Here is a 19,066-nt window from a genome sequence, read left to right on the forward strand (position 1 = left end):
GGCCTCGCTCAGCCTTCCGATTCGGTGGCGATCAGCTTCCAGTTCGGATCGCGCGAACGGATGTCGCGGGCAAAGGTCCACAGATCGTTGACTTCCGCTACCGTCTCCGCGTCGCCTTCGACCAGCGCACCGGCCTTGTCATAGGTGGCGGAGATCAGCTGGCTGATGATGCGCAGCGTCACGTTCACTTCGCTGTCCTTGACCTCTGCACCGACGATATCGGCCTTCTCGATGCCGACGAAGCTGGAGCGAACGACCTCGCCCTTGCTTTCGCGTTCGGAAATCGCAGCATCGAAGCCTTCGTAGACTTCGCGCGACAGAAGGTTGCTCAGCGTCTTGCGGTCTCCATCGGCAAAAGCCACGACGACCATTTCGTAGGCCATGCGCGCGCCGTTGACGAATTCCTTCGGGTTGAAGGACGGATCGACCTTGATGACGCTGCGCAAGGATTCGTTGAGCGGCGTGCCGGGGGCTGCGAAGCTATCGACGGAGGCATAAGGATTTTCCTCCTCATCGGTACCATCGCGCTTCGGCAGCGTGACCACTTTGCCACGATCAGCCGAATCAGCCTCACCAACGCTCTCGCGTTTGGAATAGGGATCGAAGGGCGGGCGTTCGCTGCCGGTGCGACGGCCAAGCACGCTGCGCAATTGCAGGAAGATGACCACCGCAGCCACAAGGAAGAAAATCGTTACAAAGTCGAATGAGCCCATTATCGATCCGAAACCGGTTCCTGTTTTTCTTTTCTATCCCCATATAGTCCGCAAAGCCTGATCATTCAAATGGCGATGACGTGAATGCGACCAAGACGCGCGGAATAGGTGTCGGCAGTATCGATCTGAGCGAATCTATGCGACAGTTGCCGCCATGCTAAGACGTCTTGTTCCTCTCTTCATTCTTTTGCTGCCGCTGGCGGAAATCGCCTGTTTCATTGTTGTCGGGCGGCGCATCGGCCTGTTTCCGACACTGTCGCTCGTCGTGCTTTCGGCCGTTGCCGGCATTGTCCTGATGCGCGTCCAGGGTTTTGGCGTGCTCAACCGGTTGCGCCAGTCGGGCCAGGCGGGGCGCACACCCGGCAAGGAGCTGCTCGACGCGGCGATGATCCTCATTGCCGGCATCCTGCTGCTCATTCCGGGTTTCCTCACGGATATCCTCGGTCTCGCGCTTTTTCTTCCGCCGGTCCGCAGCTTTCTCTGGAACCGGCTGATGCGCAACGTGGTTGTGGTCGATATCGGCGGCGCGCGGCCGGACAATCGGCCAAGAACCGACCCGCAGCGCACCATCGATCTCGACGACGGCGACTTCAGTCGCGACGACCGGCCCTGAGGCCCCGAGGGTTGTAAGCCCGGGGCCGAAATGATAGATGGCCTGACTTTCTTAAGTCCCCGAGGATCGTTTCCATGACCGACGCAGTGTCCGACAATTCCGCCGCGAGCCCTTCGCTCAACATCCTGGCGCAGTATGTGAAGGATTTCTCCTTCGAAAACCCGGGCGCACCGCGGTCGCTGCAGGCCCGTGACAAGGCGCCGGCGATCAACATCAGCGTCAACGTCAACGCCAACCCGCTTTCGGAAACGGACTTCGACGTCATCCTGTCGCTGAACGCCGAAGCCAAGGACGGCGACAAGATGCTGTTCAACGCCGAGCTCGCTTATGGCGGCGTCTTCCGCGTCACGGGTTTCCCGCAGGAGCACATGCTGCCGGTTCTCTTCATCGAGTGCCCGCGCCTGCTCTTCCCCTTCGCGCGCCAGATCATTTCCGACGCCACCCGCAACGGTGGCTTCCCGCCGCTGATGATCGACCCGATCGATTTTGCCCAGATGTTCAGCCAGCGCATGGCCGAAGAGCAGGTCAAGGCCAAGGTTCAGGCCAACTAAGCCGACCAGGACTTTCCAAACACAACGCCCGGCCACTTGGTGACCGGGCGTTTTCTTTTGCGTACCGATAGCCGAAGCCGGATTCAGGCGTCGTATTTCGCCCAGATCGCTTTTCCGCCCATCGTTCCAACCATGGCGGCATGGGCGGCCTGCTCTTCCTCGGTGAGACGGGGTGCCAGGGGTTTCGGGCGCGCGCCAAGTTGCAGGGCGACCTCATCCTCGGCCTCGACCAGAGTCCTGCGGCCCATTTCGGCCGTGCCGAGACCGAGTGCCGCCTGCCGGCCACCGAGCATCTCGATATAGACCTCGGCGAGCAGTTCGGAGTCGAGCAGCGCGCCGTGCTGCGTGCGGTGCGAATTGTCGATGCCGTAGCGCCGGCAGAGCGCATCGAGCGAGTTCGGCCCCATCGGATGTTTCCGGCGCGCCAGCGCCAGCGTATCCGTTACCCGTTCCTGCAGGATCGGCGGCCGGCCGAGCCGATCCAGCTCGGCATTGATGAAGCCCATGTCGAAGTTGGCGTTATGCGCGACCCAACGGGCTTCGCCGAAGAAGTCGAGGATTTTTTCAACCACCTCGCCGAAGGAGGGTTTGTCCTTCAGCGATTCGTCGGTGATGCCATGCACGGCAAGCGCATCGGGGTGGACCTTGCGGTCGCCGGGATTGATATAGAGATGGAGCGTACGGCCGGTGGGGAAATGGTTTTCCAACTCCACGCCGCCGATCTCGATGACGCGGTCGAGCTTGTTGTCGAGGCCGGTCGTTTCCGTATCGAAGATGATCTCGCGCATCAGTCCTGCCGTCCCTTCAAGCTATGGATTTGCCTTGACGCAATTCCAGCAAAACCTCTTCCACCTGTTTGCGTGCCGCTTCAAGCCCCCGGTCCGTATCGATGAGGAAATCGGCCCGCCGGCGCTTTTCAGCATCCGGCATCTGGCGCGACAGGATCAGCTCGAATTTTTCCGCCGTCATGCCGGGGCGGGCAAGCACCCGCTGCCGTTGCGTCTCGGGATCACAGGTGACGACGACCACCTTGTCCACCCGCTTCTCGCCGCCCGTTTCATAGAGCAGTGGAATATCGAGCAGAACGAGCGCCGACCCGTTCCGGCGCGCCGCATCGAGAAAGGCGTTTTCCCGCGCCCGCACCAGGGGGTGGATGATGGCCTCCAGTTCGCGAAAACGCTCGGGCGCCTGCGCCAGAACTGCCGACAGCGCTTTCCGGTCGATGGCGCCATCTTTCAGCGCCTCGGGAAATCGCTCGGCCACCGGCGCCACGGCTTCCTTGTGATACAGGTCGTGAACCGTTGCATCGGCATCGTGCACCGGCACGCCCAGATCCGAAAACATCTGCGCGGTCGTCGACTTGCCTGTCCCGATCGATCCCGTAAGGCCGAGCACGATCATCAATGGGCCTCCATATCCGCAAGGATCCGGCGACGCAGTTCCGCATCGACGGTCGGTCGTTGACCAAACCACTTTTCGAAACCGGGTGCCGCCTGGTGCAACAGCATGCCGAGGCCATCCACTGTGGCAAACCCCTGCGCCTTTGCCTGGCTGAGGATGGGCGTGATCAAGGGCACATAAACGATGTCCGTCACCACCGCGCCGTGAGCCAGCGGCGAGAAATCGAAATTCGGCGCCGGCTCGCCATCCATGCCAAGCGACGTCGTGTTGACGAAAAGCCCCGCCGCTTTCGACACCTCCGACAAGGCCGCCATGTCATGCGCGTGGACCTTTGCCCCGAAACGGTCAGCCAGTTCCTGCGCCCGCGCGACGGTGCGGTTCACCACATGGATTTCAGCGACACCACGATCGCGCACGGCCTGTATGATCGCCCGGCTTGCCCCTCCTGCCCCGAGAATAACGGCACGATCGGTCTTGTCCCAACCGGGTGCAACAGCATCGAGATTGGCCAGAAAGCCAAAGCCGTCCGTGTTCGTTGCGTGAAGCGCACCGTCCTCCAGCCAGAGCGTGTTCGAGGCTCCGAGTTCCTCGCTCAGGGCATCCGGCCTGTCGGCCAGTGCAAAGGCTGTCTCCTTGTGCGGAATGGTGACATTGCCACCGGTGAAGCCGGATTCACCACTCTGCAGCCTAGAAATGAAGCCGGCGAAATCCTGCGGCGAAATCTCTTGGCGTGTGTAGGAACCAGCAATCCCCAGGGTTTCCAGCCAATAGCCGTGAATGAGCGGCGAGCGCGAATGTTTGACCGGGTAGCCCGTCACGAAGGCATGGCGGGCGATTGTTTCACGTGAATCATGCATCGATGGCACCGAGATCGCGAAGTTTAGCCAGCAACGGAAGCAGTGGCAGGCCGAGGATGGTAAAGTAGTCGCCGTCGATCCGCTCGAAGAGTTGGACCCCTTCCCCTTCCAACTGATAAGCGCCGACGCTCGCCAGCACGCGCGTGCCCACCCGGGCGAGATGACGGTCGATGAAGGTTTCGGACAGCGGCCGCATCGTCAGGTTCGCAATCGAAACGTCGCTCCAGAGCGTTTCCCCATCCCGCACAAGCGCAATGCCGCAGTTCAGCGAATGGGTTTTCCCGGACATCGCCGTCAGGTGCGACTTCGCCTCCGCCATATCCGCCGGCTTGTGAAACACACGGCCGTCAAGTGAAAGCGTCTGGTCCGAGCCGATTACCAGCGCACCCGGATTGCGCCGGGCAACGTCCCGCGCCTTCTCGATCGCCAGCGCCTCGGCGATCGCCTGCGGCGTCGGATTGTGCGCGGCAAGGGCGGCCTCCGCGGCACGCTCATCAATCTCGGCCGCCTGCGTTTCAAAGGTCAGGCCGGCATTTTCCATGAGCATACGGCGAAAGAGGCTTTGCGAAGCCAGGATCAGGGGCACCGTCATCCAGATATCTCCGTGGGTCTTTCCCCGCGTTAGCGAAGCTTGGGACGAAGCGCAACGATGGCGGCGGCCGTTTCCTCGATGGAGCGGCGCGTGACGTCGATGATCGGCCAGTTGTGGCGCGCACAGATGGCGCGCGCATATTTCAGTTCCTCGGAAATCTGCGCCCGGTCGACATAGTCTTCACCGCGAAAATCCTGCGTCTGCCCGAGCAACCGGTTCTGACGCACCTGGGCGATTCGGTCCGTCGTGGCGATCAGGCCGACGACCAGCGGTTTGGTCGTGGTCGACAACCGGTCCGGTAGCGGTACGCCGAGCACGATCGGCACATTGGCTGTCTTGATGCCGCGATTGGCGAGATAGATGCTGGTCGGCGTCTTGGACGTGCGGCTGATGCCGACGAGGATGACATCGGCCTCCTCCAGATTGGCGGGAAGCTGCCCATCGTCATGGTCCATCGTAAAGTTCAACGCGTCGATGCGCGCGAAGTATTCCGCATTCATCACATGTTGCGCGCCGACCCGGCGGCGCGACGGCGCGCCGAGATAGGACTGGAAGAGATCGATCACCGGCTCAAGCACCGAAACACAGGGCACACCCATCTCGCGGCAGCGCTGGTCGATGATGTCCGACAGCTCCCGGTCGACGATCGTATAGAGCACGATGCCCGGCGCACCATCGATCGCATCGAGCACCGGCATCAGCTGCTTTCGATTTCGGACCAGCGGATAGACGTGTTCGAGCGCTTGCGAAGACTGGAATTGCGCCGCCGCCGCCCGTCCCGCCGCGATCAGCGTTTCGCCCGTCGAGTCCGAAATGAGGTGCAGATGGAAGTAGTTTTTGGTGCTTTCCACAATATCCTCGACCCCCTGTTGATGACCCGGGATAAACAGCAGCTAAGAACGGCAGGGGAGCGGAGGCAAGAGGATAAGTGCCGATTTATCCACAAATGGCGGTCGCGAGGAAAGCGATTCAGGGCGCTTGTGGATAAGACTCACAGCATGGCAAAGTGTCGCGTTTGCCCACAGCCTATCCACAGGAAAACGCTTTTGACGGCACGAGGAATCATTTTGATTCTAAAAGAGGAATCAGGATTTCCTCGTTCTGGAATGAAAATCGCATTGGGCCGTTCGCTTTTTCCTCTCTCTGTGCGCTGAGACCCGTCGTCTGTTGAGAGGATTTAATCCTTGATAGTCACCGACTCTAAGAAATAGAAACCCTTTTAAGAGAGATTATTTCTTTATTGGAGAACCCCGCGATGTCTGCGAAAAGCCGGAAGATCGTCGAAGTCCTGAACGGCAAGACGGTGTCTCCGCCTCCTGTCTGGCTGATGCGGCAGGCCGGACGTCACCTGCCGGAATACCGGGCAACGCGTGCAGAAGCGGGAAGTTTCCTCGATCTCTGTTATTCGCCGGCACTGGCAACGGAGGTCACGCTCCAGCCGATCCGCCGCTATGGCTTTGATGCGGCGATCCTGTTTTCCGACATCCTCGTCATTCCCGATGCCCTGAAGCGCAATGTGCGTTTTGAGGAAGGCCATGGACCCCGTCTCGATCCGATCGACGCGGACGGTATTTTTGCCCTGAAGGGGGATGACGTTCAAAATCACCTCCAGCCGGTCATGGAAGCGGTCGGCCGTATCCGCCATGCCCTGCCATCGGAAACCGCCCTGCTCGGCTTCTGCGGGGCTCCCTGGACGGTTGCGACCTATATGATCGCCGGTCAGGGAACGCCGGACCAGGCGCCGGCCCGCCTCTTCGCCTACAGGGAGCCCCGCGCCTTCGCCCGACTGCTCGATGTGCTGTCCGAATTGTCCGCCGACTACCTGGTGGCGCAGATCGATGCCGGCGCCGACGCGGTGCAGCTCTTCGATTCCTGGGCCGGCGTCCTCGGTGAAAAGGAATTTGCCGATTATGCCGTGCGGCCCGTGCGGCGAATCATCGATTCGGTGAAATCCCGCCGTCCTCACGCCAAGGTGATCGCCTTCGCCAAGGGCGCCGGCCTGCTTTTGAAGACCTACCGGCAGGAGACGCGCGCCGACGCCATCGGCCTCGACTGGTCGGTGCCGTTGTCCTTCGCCGCCGATCTCCAGAAGGACGGCCCGGTACAGGGTAATCTCGATCCCATGCGTGTCGTCGCCGGCGGTGCGGCTCTGGACGAGGGTATCGATGCCATCCTGCAAGCCCTCGGCAATGGCCCGCTGATCTTCAATCTCGGCCACGGCATCACGCCGCAGGCCGATCCGGAAAACGTCATGCGCCTGGTGGCGCGCGTTCGCGGAGAAAACCGGTGAGCGAGAAACAGACGGGCGAAAGCGCCGGGCGCCGGGCACGATTGCGTGCGGCGGCCGCCCTTGCTGTCTTCGCCCTGCTGGTCGTCGTCCTGTTCGCCTTCCCGCCCGACGATTTGTATCTTTGGATCAAGGCGTTGCACATCATCGCGGTCATCTCGTGGATGGCGGGGCTGCTCTACCTGCCGCGGCTTTTCGTCTATCACACGGACGCGCCGGTCGGCTCCGCCCAGTCGGAGACGTTCAAGGTGATGGAGCAACGGCTCTACCGCACCATCATGCAGCCGGCCATGGGTCTTTCCTGGCTGCTCGGCCTCTATCTCGCCTGGTCCGTCTATGGTTTTCAGGGCGGCTGGCTCCATGCCAAGCTCGCTTTCGTCGTGCTTTTGACAGGTGTCCATCACTTTTACGGCAACGCGGTCAAAGCCTTTGCCGACGACAAAAACACCAAAACCGGCCGGCAATGGCGCATCTGGAACGAGGCTCCGGCCCTTTTGATGATCCTCATCGTCGTGATGGTGGTGGTCAAACCGTTCTAGGTCGTCGCGACAAAAAAGACGAAATTTGCAGGCCCCCTTGCGAGGCAGCGCCGGAACCGCTACTTTCCGCCCATCTCATCTCTCGTGGCATGTGTATTCGTTCAGTGGACTGCACCGGACCCCGCGCAGTTCGTCCTTGACCCGCACGCCTTTTCCCACCCTCGACGATCCCAGCATGGACCATTCATGGCCGAAATGAAGCTACAAGACCTCAAGAACAAGACTCCGACCGACCTCCTTGCTTTCGCCGAATCGCTCGAGGTCGAGAACGCGAGCACGATGCGCAAACAGGAACTGATGTTTGCCATCCTGAAGATGCTGGCCTCGCAGGAGGTCGAGATCATCGGCGAGGGTGTCGTGGAAGTGCTGCAGGACGGTTTCGGCTTCTTGCGCTCGGCCAATGCGAACTACCTTCCGGGTCCGGACGATATCTACATCTCGCCCTCGCAGATTCGCCGCTTCTCGCTGAAGACCGGCGATACGGTCGAGGGTCCGATCCGTGGACCCAAGGAAGGCGAGCGCTACTTTGCGCTCCTCAAGGTCAACACGATCAACTTCGACGACCCGGAAAAGATCCGCCACAAGGTTCATTTCGACAACCTGACGCCGCTCTATCCGAACGAGCGCTTCAAGATGGAACTCGACGTTCCGACGTCGAAGGATCTTTCGCCGCGCGTCATCGACCTGGTGGCACCGCTCGGCAAGGGCCAGCGCGGCCTCATCGTCGCCCCGCCGCGCACGGGTAAGACGGTTCTGCTGCAGAACATCGCCCATTCGATCACGGCGAACCATCCGGAATGTTATCTCATCGTTCTCCTGATCGACGAGCGTCCGGAAGAAGTGACGGACATGCAGCGCTCGGTGAAGGGCGAAGTGGTGTCCTCGACCTTCGACGAGCCGGCGACGCGTCACGTGCAGGTCGCCGAAATGGTCATCGAAAAGGCCAAGCGCCTTGTCGAGCACGGCCGTGACGTCGTCATCCTGCTCGATTCGATCACCCGCCTCGGACGCGCCTACAACACAGTCGTGCCGTCGTCCGGCAAGGTTCTGACCGGTGGTGTCGACGCCAACGCCCTGCAGCGCCCGAAGCGCTTCTTCGGTGCTGCGCGCAACATCGAGGAAGGCGGTTCGCTGACCATCATCGCAACGGCGCTGATCGATACCGGCAGCCGTATGGACGAAGTGATCTTCGAAGAGTTCAAGGGTACCGGCAACTCGGAAATCGTGCTGGACCGCAAGGTCGCCGACAAGCGCATCTTCCCGGCGATGGATATTCTCAAGTCCGGCACGCGCAAGGAAGACCTGCTCGTGCCGCGCGGGGATCTCCAGAAGATCTTTGTTCTCCGCCGCATCCTCGCCCCGATGGGCACGACCGATGCGATCGAGTTCCTGATCGACAAGCTGAAGCAGACGAAGAGCAACGGCGATTTCTTCGATTCGATGAACACCTAATCGGTTCCGCCGATTTGTTCGTCCCATGGTCCCGATCGCAAGTCGGGACCATTTTCGTTTGTGAAACACAAATCGATTCTACACCGAAACAAACAGACCGATTCGTATCCGGAACGACAACGCAATGACGGCAAGAGACACAATATTTGCCCTGTCGAGCGGCGGACTGCCCTCCGGCGTCGCTGTGATCAGGCTGAGCGGCCCACTGAGCCGGGATGCGATTGAGCGACTCTGCGGTCGTATTCCCCAGCCACGGCACGCGTCGTTATTACCGATTCGGGACCGGAACGGTGCGATGCTCGATCAGGGGATCGTGTTGTATTTTCCTGGCCCCAACTCGTTTACCGGCGAAGATTGCGCCGAATTCCAGATTCATGGAGGACGCGCGACGGTAAAAGTCGTGCTGGCGACCCTCGCCGGGCTTGAAGGATTGCGCGCTGCCGAGGCTGGCGAGTTCTCACGCCGCGCCTTTCTGAACGGGCGCATGGACCTTGTGGAAGCAGAAGGCCTTGCCGATCTCATCGTCGCCGAAACGGAGATGCAGCGCCGACTTGCGGCGGAGCAGGCCTCGGGTGGCTTGTCCGCGCTTTACGATTCGTGGGCGAAACGATTGACGCACGCCCGGGCGATGATCGAAGCGGAGCTGGATTTCGCTGATGAGGACGACGTTCCGGGATCAGTTGCCACCTCGATTTGGCGCGATATGCATGCCTTGAAGCAAGATATTGTTAACCATCTCGCCGAAGCAAAAACCGGAGAAATCGTTCGGGACGGCTTGAATGTCGTGATCGCCGGTCCGCCAAATGCCGGAAAGTCGAGCCTTCTGAACCATCTCGCCAGGCGCGATGTCGCGATCGTCACGGACGTGCCGGGAACCACCCGGGACGTGCTTTCCGTCGATCTCGACTTGTCCGGCTTCGCCGTCCGGCTTCATGATACGGCGGGTTTGCGCGAGACGGATGATGTGGTTGAGCGGGAGGGTATTCGAAGGACGCATCTCTCCATGTCGCAAGCACATCTTGTTCTCATGCTGTCCGAACACTCGGGCGCCGATAGGCTACTGCTCGATGAGCACTACGAAGGCCCGGTTCTTCACGTTCGCACGAAGGCAGATATAATGGACCAGCCTTGGCCGAACGACGGCGCGGATGTTATGATCTCCGTGAAATCCGGTGAGGGCATAGCGGAACTGCTCGGCGCGATCGGGCGGCATCTGCCCAATCTCGAGGCCGGCAGCGCCTTGGCGCTCCCAACACGGCAACGACATGTCGCCAACTTGACTGAGGCAAGGAAGCAGATAGCCCTTGCACTTGAAGCGGATGTGGAAGGCCTGGATATACGGGCGGAATATCTTCGCCGCGCCGGCCAAGCGCTTGGTCGGGTGACGGGTCGAGTCGATGTTGAGAATTTGCTCGACGTCATCTTTTCGGAATTTTGTATTGGCAAATGATTCACGTGAAACACCACAACGTGCACGAGTCGTTTCGAGCGTTTCACGTGAAACAGGTAGGTGCGATATGACAAGTATAAACAGCTATGATGTCATCGTCGTCGGTGGCGGCCACGCTGGCGTCGAGGCCGCGGCCGCGGCGGCACGGTTTGGTGCCAAGACGGCATTGGTCACGCACAAAGCGACGACTATTGGCACTATGTCCTGTAATCCTGCGATCGGTGGTCTCGGCAAAGGTCACCTCGTTCGCGAAGTCGACGCCCTAGACGGGCTGATGGGCCGTGTCGCGGATCACGCCGGTATTCAGTTTCGACTGCTGAATCGCAAAAAAGGGCCTGCGGTGCGTGGACCGCGCACGCAGGCTGACAGGAAGCTCTACCTTCAGGCAATGCAGGCCGAGATTTCTGGTATTTCCGGCCTGGACGTCATTGAGGGTGACGCCTTCGACCTGGCGTTCTCTGATGGACAGCTCGAAGCCCTGATCATGAAGGATGGACGCCGGCTTGCATGCCGCGCTGTGGTCATCACGACGGGCACGTTTTTGCGCGGCCTTATTCATATCGGCAGCGAAAAGATTCCGGCTGGCCGCGTTGGTGAAGACCCATCGATTGGGCTTTCCGCGACCTTCGAACAGCTTGGCCTCTCCTTGGGGCGGTTGAAGACCGGCACGCCGGCGCGCCTGGATGGACGGACGATCCGGTGGGATGTCGTCGGCCGTCAGGCTGCCGATGAAGATCCGGTGCCGTTTTCCTTCATGACGGATCGCATCACGACGCCGCAGATTGAATGTGGCGTGACACGCACGACACCGGCGACCCACCGCATCATCGAAGAAAACATCGGCAAGTCCGCCATGTATTCCGGGCAGATCGAGGGTGTGGGACCGCGATACTGCCCCTCGATCGAAGACAAGATTGTCCGGTTCGGGGAGCGGGATGGGCACCAGATCTTTCTGGAGCCAGAAGGTCTCGACGATCACACTGTCTATCCCAACGGCATTTCCACTTCGCTGCCCGCCGACGTGCAGGAAGCGTTCATCCGAACGATTCCGGGTTTGGAGGAGGTGACAATCCTGCAACCCGGCTATGCGATCGAATACGATCACGTCGATCCACGGGAACTGTCGGCGAGCCTGGAAGTCAGGCGCCAACCGGGCCTCTTCCTCGCGGGGCAGATCAACGGCACGACCGGTTACGAAGAGGCCGCTGCACAAGGGCTGGTTGCGGGTCTCAACGCCGCGCGTCGTGCAGCGGGTCACGATGGCCATGTCTTCAGCCGGACCGACAGCTATATCGGCGTGATGATCGATGACCTGACATCGCGTGGCGTCACTGAACCGTACCGGATGTTCACCTCCCGTGCGGAATACCGACTGTCCTTGCGGGCGGATAACGCCGATGCCCGACTGACACCACTCGGTATTGACCTCGGCATCGTCGCCAAACCGCGCCGGGATCGTTTTGCCCAATGGTGTGGCGACATGCAGACCGCGCGAGACAGGTTGCAGACGCTGCGGCTATCGCCGAATGAGGCGGCAGTACACGGCATCAAGATCAATTTCGACGGTGTCCGTCGAAGCGCTTATGACCTGCTTGCCTATCCCGACATCAACTTTAGAGATCTGGCGGCAATCTGGCCGGACGACCTGGCAGAGTTTGTGCCGCGGGTTCGGGATGCGATCGAAATCGAGGCCACCTACGCCGTCTATATGAATAGGCAGGAGACGGACATTGCCGAGGCGCGCCGCGAAGAGGAACGCCGAATTCCGGACGACTTTGATTTCAGCACGCTGCCGGGCCTATCGATCGAGCTTCGTCAGAAGCTTGCCGCGGCGCGCCCGTCAAACCTTTCCCAGGCGTCGCGCGTCGATGGTATGACACCAGCGGCACTGACCCTTCTCCTCGCATATCTGAAGCGTCTACCGGCGGACGCAGTGCAAAAGGCTGCCTCTATATGAAGACTATGCCTCGCGATTTGGATGGCCTGAATGTTTCACGTGAAACTGTGGAGAGGCTGAACGGCTTCGTCGTGCTTTTTCAGAAATGGGCGAAAGCCATCAATCTGGTTGCGCCGTCGACTCTTTCCGAGGTTTGGGCCCGGCACGTCGTGGATAGCGCGCAGATCTATGCACTCTATCCCGGAGCCCGGACGTGGGTTGATCTCGGCAGTGGGGGTGGCTTCCCCGGCATCGTGACAGGCATTCTCCTCGCTGAGCGGGACGATGGCTGGGTTCATCTGGTCGAGAGCAACAACAAGAAGGCGGCTTTTCTGCGAACAGCAATTCGCGAAACCGGCGCGCGCGCTTCGGTCCATGCGATTCGCATCGAGGAAGCGCCGTCCGTTATTCCCCAGTGCGATGCGATCTCTGCCCGAGCCCTGGCAGATCTTGATCTTCTCATGGATTTCGGCCTCCCTTGGGCGGAGCGGAATCCGGATTTGCGACTTTTCCTGCACAAAGGGCGGGATTACCAAAGGGAGGTCGATAAAGCGCTTGGTCGGTGGAGATTCGATCTGGTAAAACATGCCAGTGTTGTCGAGCCGGATTCTGTCGTGCTCGAACTCTCGCATCTTTCGCGAAAACCTTAGGGATTGCATGTCCATGGCAGGCGAAAAGAACCGGATCATTACGATTGCGAACCAGAAGGGCGGCGTTGGCAAGACGACGACGGCGATCAATCTCGCGACGGCGCTGGCAGCGATCGGCGAGCGGGTCCTGATTGTTGATTTGGATCCCCAGGGAAATGCCAGCACCGGCCTGGGCATCGACCGCCGCAATCGCGAACTGTCGTCATTTGATCTTTTGATCGGCAGCCATGGCGTGGCCGAGACAGCTGTACCAACCGCTGTGCCCAACCTGTCGATCATTCCATCGACAATGGACCTGCTTGGCATCGAAATGGAAATTGCCCAGCAGAATGACCGGGTCTTCCGCTTGAAGCGTGCGCTCGCATCTGAAGGCGCTTTGTCTTACTCTTACGTGCTGGTCGATTGCCCGCCGTCTTTCAATTTGTTGACGATGAATGCCATGGCGGCGGCCCATTCCGTGCTCGTGCCGTTGCAATGCGAGTTTTTTGCCCTGGAAGGCCTTAGCCAGCTTCTGGAAACGGTCGACCAGGTGCGTCGCACCGTCAATCCGCGACTGGATATCCAGGGCATCGTTCTCACCATGTTCGATTCGCGCAACAATCTGGCGCAGCAGGTTGTCAACGATGTGCGCACGCATCTCGGTGAGAAGGTCTATCATACGCTCATTCCGCGGAATGTGCGCGTTTCGGAAGCACCTTCCTACGGTAAGCCGGCCATTCTTTACGATCTCAAATGCGCCGGAAGCCAGGCCTATCTTCAGCTCGCTTCCGAGGTGATCCAGCGAGAAAGGCAGCGGAAGGCTGCTTGATTCAGTATCCGTGAGTAGAACCGATGAACGATGATACCTCCAAGCGGCGCCTCGGCCGCGGCCTCGCGGCACTGATCGGGGAGATGGACCAGGTACCGGCCGCCGACATCGGTGATCGACCGGCAGTCAATCCCGATCGACTTGTGCCGATCGAGTTTATCGGTCGAAATCCGCGCAATCCGCGGCGTTATTTTGACGAATCCGAATTGCAGGACCTAGCGTCCTCTATTCGCCAGCATGGTATAGTCCAACCTGTTGTCGTGCGCACGATTGCAGAAAGCCGCTACGAAATTATCGCCGGCGAGCGTCGCTGGCGTGCGGCCCAGCTGGCAGGGCTGATCGAGATCCCGGTTATCATCCGCGACGTGGACGACCGCACGGCGCTGGAAATCGCAATCGTCGAGAACGTCCAACGTTCGGATCTCAACCCACTGGAAGAAGCAATGGGCTATGAGCTGCTGATCGCCGATCATGGCTATACGCAGAACGACCTCGGCGAAATCATCGGCAAGAGCCGCAGCCACGTGGCAAACAGTCTTCGCCTGTTGAAGTTGCCGGAGCCTGTGCGCGATATGCTTGCTTCCGGCACGCTATCCGCCGGGCACGCGCGGGCGCTCATTCCGACCTCGGATCCGACTGTCCTTGCGAAAGCAGTCGTGGCAAAAGGTATGTCCGTACGGGATACGGAGCGTCTCGCCCAGAACGATATCAAAGCTCAGAGCGATCCGAGCCATGCGCAGACACCGCGCAAGGAGGAAAAGGATGCCGATACGCTGGCCTTGGAGCGAACGCTTTCGGATGTCCTTGGTCTCGATGTCACCGTCAATCACAAGGGCGGCGGCGGCCAGCTTCGGATCGCCTACAAGACACTGGAACAGCTCGAAGAAATCTGCCGGCTTCTAGAGCGTCGCTGACGCTTCCAAGAGGCTCGCTATTTCGCGCGAAGGTCACAAATCCTTAGCCGGATTCAGCGGCGGGCCGACTGAAGCACGGTTGCCAGCATGGTCTGCATGGCAATCGTATCTTCCAGAGCGGCGCGCTGCCGGCTTTGCAGGATCGCCGCCTGCAGGCGCTGTGTTTCACGCCGAATGGCCGGACCTGTCCAGGTTTTCAGCGCATTTTCCACGATCGGTTTGCGGCGGAAATGAAGATGCCGGCCCAAGATCGCAATGGCTTGGGCGGCGGGCGCTCGTTTTTCGTCCATTTCTGCACGCATCAATTCCATGAGCTGGAACTGTCGCAGGCATCCTTGCAGGACGAGGAAGACTGGCGTTTTGGACGAAACGATCTTCTGGATGGCATGCAGGAAGCCGTCACGATCGCCCTTGAGAATGGCATCGATGGCGTCGTCCGTCGAGATCGCACTGGCATCGCCTACAATTTCCTCGACATCCTGCTCCTCGATAAGCGCCTTGCCGCGACAGTAGAGCGCCAGCTTGCGCACCTCGTTGCGAGAGGCCAGCCTGTCGCCGCCGATGGTTTCCGTCAGACGCTGCCGGGCGGCGGGAGAAATTCGCAGGTTCTCGGCCGTCAATTCCTGATCGATCAACGCCTGTAGGGCGCGGCCGTCATCGGCGTAACAGGGGACGGCGACGACCTGGGCGGCGGATTCTGCCGCCTTGCGCAGGGCTGCGCCCTTCTTGAGATCGCCGGCTTCTATGATCAGCGTAGAGGAGCCTGCCGGCTCGCGCGAGAGGATTTCCAGGGCATCGGAAACACCCTTCTCGTTGCCGGCGTTGCGGATCCAGACAAGACGATCACCGCCGAAAAGACCGATGGCGTTCATCTCGTCTATGAGACGCCCTGGGTGGTTGCCGATTTCACCGGCGTCGAGTTTCACGACGGAGAACGCGTCTTTGAGATCGACACCGCTGGCCGCGGCAAGTGCCGAGGCTCGTTCGGAAACGAGGCCGCGGTCAGGTCCGTAGATGAGCAGCAGGCGTGCAGGCAAAGGCTTCCGTTTCAGGAAACCGTCAAATTCGTGCGATTTGATCTCGGCCATAGCCGGCTCAGCGACGGCCGAGAGCCGACGCGATATCGGCTCGGACCAGTTCCGCCAGTTCACGGGCGCCGCGGTTTTCCGCATCGCGAACGGCGCGCAGCTTGGCGAATTCCTGGATCGGGAAATCGACCAGCGCGACGGCCGAACGTTTGCCGGATGTAATCGTTTCGCCGGAGTCGGACTTCACGAGGTTGTAGTCCGCCGACACGACGATACGACCGGCACGTGGAACATCGTCTGCCACATCGATCAGCACGCCGATATTGCGCACGGAGACGTTGAGATCGAGGTGATAGAGGGCATTCTGCGGTTCGCCTGCACCGCCGGCAAAGAGGAAGATCAGGTCGTTGCGAACCTGCTGTTCCACGCGGTCGTCGGCCTCCGAAATGGAGACGGAGGCAAGCTTGCCTTCCGTGCCAGCGGCCGTGGAATAAAGCGGGCGCACCTGGCACCCGGCGAGCACGCCGAGAAGCGCGATGCCGGCGAGCGCCTTGCCGAGCCGCGAGAGGCCGGTTCCGTCAGACAACAACATTCACGATCCTCTGCGGTACGACGATGATCTTCTTGGGGTGCTTACCGGCAAGTGCTACCTGGACGGCCTCGAGGGCCAGCACGGCCGCTTCGACCGCACTCTGGTCCGCATCGCGGGCGATTGTCAAATCCGCGCGCTTCTTGCCGTTGATCTGCACGGGCAGCGTGATTTCGTTTTCGATGACAAGACGATCGTCATAGGACGGCCAGGCCGTCATTGCCACCAGGCCTTCGCCGCCGATTTCACGCCAGCACTCTTCCGCCAGATGCGGGGTCATCGGCGCGACGATGCGGATCAGGATGCCGACGGCTTCCCGGAGGGCGGAAGTGAGTTCCGGCGAGGCCTTGCCGGCGGCTGCCGTTGCCAGCGGTGCGGCGATCGTGTTGACGAATTCGTAGATGCGCGCGACCGCCTTGTTGAAGGCGAGCTTGTCGTAATCCGCCTGGACGGACTTCAGCGTCTTGTGCGCGGCCTGCGAGACAGCGAGTGCCTCGCCCTCGGCGCCGGCGTGGCTTTCGACGGTCTTCAGCACCGGTGCGGCTTCGGAGACGAGACGCCAGACGCGCTGGACGAAACGATTTGCGCCCTCGACGCCGGCTTCCGACCAGATGACATCACGGTCCGGCGGAGAATCGGAAAGCACGAAGAAGCGGGCGGTATCGGCGCCATAGGAGGCAATGATATCGTCCGGATCGACGACGTTCTTCTTCGACTTCGACATCTTCTCGATCGAGCCGATGGCAATTTCTTCGCCGGATTCGAGATGCACGGCCTTGCGCTTGCCGTCCGCTTCCTCGATGCGGATTTCGGCCGGCGTCACCCATTCGCGCTTGGCGCCTTCGCCGCGGCTATAGGTTTCGTGCACGACCATGCCCTGCGTGAAGAGGCCCTTGAAGGGCTCCTTGATGTCGAGATGGCCGGCCACTTGCATGGCGCGGGTGAAGAAACGCGAATAGAGCAGGTGCAGGATCGCGTGCTCGATGCCGCCGATATACTGGTCGACCGGCAGCCAGGCATTGGCGGCGGCGGGATCGGTCGGGTTGTTTTCCCAAGGTGCCGTGAAGCGGGCGTAGTACCAGGACGAGTCGACGAATGTATCCATCGTGTCCGTCTCGCGACGGGCATCCTTGCCGCAGTGCGGGCAGGCGACATGGCGCCAGGTCGGATGGCGGTCGAGCGGATTGCCGGGCTTGTCGAAGGTGACATCGTCCGGCAGCTTTACCGGCAGGTCGGCCTTCGGTACGGGCACGACACCGCAATCATCGCAATGGATGACCGGGATCGGGCAGCCCCAATAGCGCTGGCGCGAAATGCCCCAGTCGCGCAGGCGGAAATTCACCTTGCGCTCGCCCTGCGGCGCATTGCCGAGCGTGGCCGCGCTCAGGCGCTTGGCGACCTCTTCGAATGCTTCTTCCGTGCCGAGGCCGTCGAGGAAGCGGGAATTGATCATTACGCCGTCGCCGACATAGGCTTCATCGCCGATCGCGAAGGTGGCGGCGTCGCCATCCTTCGGCATGACGACGGGCACGACCGGCAGGTCATATTTTCGCGCGAAATCGAGGTCGCGCTGGTCACCGGAGGGGCAGCCGAAAATGGCGCCCGTGCCGTAGTCCATCAACACGAAGTTCGCGACATAGACCGGCAGTTCCACGCTGGCATCGAAGGGATGGCGAACGCGGATGCCCGTGTCCATGCCCTTCTTCTCGGCGGTTTCGAGGGCGGCAAGCGAAGTGCCGGCGCGGCGGCATTCCTCGCAGAACGCCATGATCTCGGGATTGGTGGCGGAGACTTCCCGAGCCAGCGGATGATCGGCGGAAATCGCCAGGAAGGAGGCGCCGAACAGCGTGTCGGGACGCGTCGTATAGACGGTGACGTCCTTTTCGGTCGTCAGGCCAGCGCCGCTGGACACTTCCCAGCGCACCAGCATGCCTTCGGAGCGGCCGATCCAGTTCTTCTGCATGAGCCGGACCTTTTCCGGCCACTGGTCGAGCGTTTCCAGCGAATCGAGCAGGTCCTGGCTGAAATCGGTGATGCGGAAGAACCACTGCGTCAGCTCGCGCTGCTCGACGAGCGCGCCCGACCGCCAGCCGCGGCCGTCGATGACCTGCTCATTGGCGAGAACGGTGTGGTCGACCGGGTCCCAGTTTACCTTGGACTGCTTGCGGTAGACGAGGCCCTTTTCCAGGAAGTCGAGGAACAGGTGCTGCTGGCGCTGGTAGTATTCGACGTCACAGGTGGCGAATTCGCGCGACCAGTCGAGCGACAGGCCCATCGACTTCAGCTGCGCACGCATCGTCGCGATGTTTTCGTAGGTCCAGCTTTTCGGGTGCACCTTGTTCTGCATGGCGGCGTTTTCGGCGGGCATGCCGAAGGCGTCCCAGCCCATCGGGTGCAGCACGTTGAAGCCGCGCGCACGCTTGTAGCGGGCAACCACGTCGCCCATCGCATAGTTGCGCACATGGCCCATGTGGATGCGGCCGGACGGATAGGGGAACATCTCTAGCACGTAGTACTTTTCGCGCGGATCGTCGTTCTGGGTCAGAAAGACGTTTTCTTCGTTCCATTTTGCCTGCCAGCGGGGTTCGGCATCGCGCGGATTGTAACGTTCGGTGGCCATGTCTTTGATGTTCCGGAAGTCTTTTGGGAGTCTTGGAGGGCGGTTCGCCCATGCGAATATAGTGGC

Annotated in this window: 19 protein-coding genes; 10 read left to right on the plus strand and 9 right to left on the minus strand. The window is 60.7% G+C overall.

Features of this window, described 5'->3' with window-relative positions; translation table 11 throughout:
* Nucleotides 1-8 precede the first annotated feature (8 nt).
* Nucleotides 9-713: a Tim44/TimA family putative adaptor protein gene (locus BSY16_RS15735; protein ID WP_069060536.1), complete on the minus strand. Its 705-nt coding sequence runs from the start codon at nt 711-713 to the stop codon at nt 9-11.
* Between the two features lie 154 nt (nt 714-867).
* On the opposite strand from BSY16_RS15735, the gene BSY16_RS15740 reads away from it, so the two are divergent.
* Both BSY16_RS15740 and secB read left to right on the plus strand, forming a co-directional pair.
* A complete protein-coding gene (locus BSY16_RS15740; protein ID WP_069060537.1) occupies nt 868-1,326 on the plus strand; it encodes an FxsA family protein in 459 nt (152 codons plus the stop codon).
* A gap of 74 nt (nt 1,327-1,400) precedes the next feature.
* Nucleotides 1,401-1,877 (plus strand): protein-export chaperone SecB, encoded by a 477-nt coding sequence (secB, locus tag BSY16_RS15745; protein ID WP_069060538.1) that lies wholly within the window; start codon nt 1,401-1,403, stop codon nt 1,875-1,877.
* 83 nt (nt 1,878-1,960) lie between these two features.
* On the opposite strand, the gene dnaQ is transcribed toward secB, so the two are convergent.
* The 5 genes from dnaQ to BSY16_RS15770 are packed head-to-tail and all read right to left on the minus strand — an operon-like array spanning nt 1,961 to nt 5,578.
* Nucleotides 1,961-2,665 (minus strand): DNA polymerase III subunit epsilon, encoded by a 705-nt coding sequence (gene dnaQ / locus BSY16_RS15750; protein WP_069060539.1) that lies wholly within the window; start codon nt 2,663-2,665, stop codon nt 1,961-1,963.
* A 16-nt stretch (nt 2,666-2,681) separates the two neighbouring features.
* Nucleotides 2,682-3,278 (minus strand): dephospho-CoA kinase, encoded by a 597-nt coding sequence (gene coaE, locus BSY16_RS15755; RefSeq protein WP_069060540.1) that lies wholly within the window; start codon nt 3,276-3,278, stop codon nt 2,682-2,684.
* Nucleotides 3,278-4,135, minus strand: coding sequence for a shikimate dehydrogenase (locus tag BSY16_RS15760; protein WP_069060541.1), 858 nt, complete (start codon nt 4,133-4,135; stop codon nt 3,278-3,280). The genes coaE and BSY16_RS15760 overlap by 1 nt, the downstream gene beginning before the upstream one ends.
* Nucleotides 4,128-4,727, minus strand: a complete 600-nt coding sequence (locus BSY16_RS15765) for a Maf-like protein (protein ID WP_069060542.1) — start codon at nt 4,725-4,727, stop codon at nt 4,128-4,130. Before BSY16_RS15765 ends, BSY16_RS15760 begins: the two co-directional genes overlap by 8 nt.
* A gap of 29 nt (nt 4,728-4,756) precedes the next feature.
* Complete coding sequence (locus tag BSY16_RS15770) at nt 4,757-5,578, minus strand: pyruvate, water dikinase regulatory protein (RefSeq protein WP_069060543.1); 822 nt, start codon at nt 5,576-5,578, stop codon at nt 4,757-4,759.
* Between the two features lie 404 nt (nt 5,579-5,982).
* On the opposite strand from BSY16_RS15770, the gene hemE reads away from it, so the two are divergent.
* The 8 genes from hemE to BSY16_RS15810 all read left to right on the plus strand — a co-directional run bounded on the left by hemE (nt 5,983) and on the right by BSY16_RS15810 (nt 14,763).
* The gene (hemE, locus tag BSY16_RS15775; RefSeq protein WP_069060544.1) at nt 5,983-7,017 is read left to right on the plus strand and encodes a uroporphyrinogen decarboxylase; all 1,035 of its coding nucleotides are present in this window, start codon (nt 5,983-5,985) and stop codon (nt 7,015-7,017) included.
* Entirely contained in the window at nt 7,014-7,553 is a 540-nt protein-coding gene (hemJ, locus tag BSY16_RS15780; RefSeq protein WP_069060545.1) for a protoporphyrinogen oxidase HemJ, read from the plus strand. The genes hemE and hemJ overlap by 4 nt, the downstream gene beginning before the upstream one ends.
* A 186-nt stretch (nt 7,554-7,739) precedes the next feature.
* A complete protein-coding gene (gene rho, locus BSY16_RS15785; RefSeq protein ID WP_150129972.1) occupies nt 7,740-9,005 on the plus strand; it encodes a transcription termination factor Rho in 1,266 nt (421 codons plus the stop codon).
* A gap of 124 nt (nt 9,006-9,129) precedes the next feature.
* The gene (gene mnmE / locus BSY16_RS15790) at nt 9,130-10,455 is read left to right on the plus strand and encodes a tRNA uridine-5-carboxymethylaminomethyl(34) synthesis GTPase MnmE (RefSeq protein ID WP_069060546.1); all 1,326 of its coding nucleotides are present in this window, start codon (nt 9,130-9,132) and stop codon (nt 10,453-10,455) included.
* Nucleotides 10,456-10,522: 67 nt separating this feature from the next.
* Nucleotides 10,523-12,412 (plus strand): tRNA uridine-5-carboxymethylaminomethyl(34) synthesis enzyme MnmG, encoded by a 1,890-nt coding sequence (gene mnmG / locus BSY16_RS15795; protein ID WP_069060547.1) that lies wholly within the window; start codon nt 10,523-10,525, stop codon nt 12,410-12,412.
* Nucleotides 12,409-13,041 (plus strand): 16S rRNA (guanine(527)-N(7))-methyltransferase RsmG, encoded by a 633-nt coding sequence (gene rsmG, locus BSY16_RS15800; protein WP_069060548.1) that lies wholly within the window; start codon nt 12,409-12,411, stop codon nt 13,039-13,041. Before mnmG ends, rsmG begins: the two co-directional genes overlap by 4 nt.
* A gap of 13 nt (nt 13,042-13,054) precedes the next feature.
* A complete protein-coding gene (locus tag BSY16_RS15805; protein WP_069061574.1) occupies nt 13,055-13,849 on the plus strand; it encodes a ParA family protein in 795 nt (264 codons plus the stop codon).
* Between the two features lie 23 nt (nt 13,850-13,872).
* Complete coding sequence (locus BSY16_RS15810; protein ID WP_069060549.1) at nt 13,873-14,763, plus strand: ParB/RepB/Spo0J family partition protein; 891 nt, start codon at nt 13,873-13,875, stop codon at nt 14,761-14,763.
* Nucleotides 14,764-14,816: 53 nt separating this feature from the next.
* Here BSY16_RS15810 and holA read toward each other — a convergent pair whose 3' ends face one another.
* Genes holA through leuS form a run of 3 tightly spaced genes read right to left on the minus strand, consistent with a single transcriptional unit; the run spans nt 14,817 to nt 19,000 of the window.
* Complete coding sequence (gene holA / locus BSY16_RS15815) at nt 14,817-15,851, minus strand: DNA polymerase III subunit delta (protein WP_069060550.1); 1,035 nt, start codon at nt 15,849-15,851, stop codon at nt 14,817-14,819.
* A 7-nt stretch (nt 15,852-15,858) separates the two neighbouring features.
* Nucleotides 15,859-16,383, minus strand: coding sequence for an LPS assembly lipoprotein LptE (gene lptE, locus BSY16_RS15820; RefSeq protein ID WP_069060551.1), 525 nt, complete (start codon nt 16,381-16,383; stop codon nt 15,859-15,861).
* Nucleotides 16,370-19,000: a leucine--tRNA ligase gene (leuS, locus tag BSY16_RS15825; RefSeq protein ID WP_069060552.1), complete on the minus strand. Its 2,631-nt coding sequence runs from the start codon at nt 18,998-19,000 to the stop codon at nt 16,370-16,372. The genes lptE and leuS overlap by 14 nt, the downstream gene beginning before the upstream one ends.
* Between the last annotated feature and the right edge of the window lie 66 nt (nt 19,001-19,066).

Source organism: Sinorhizobium sp. RAC02 (genome assembly GCF_001713395.1).
In the GTDB taxonomy this organism is placed as follows: Bacteria; Pseudomonadota; Alphaproteobacteria; order Rhizobiales; family Rhizobiaceae; genus Shinella.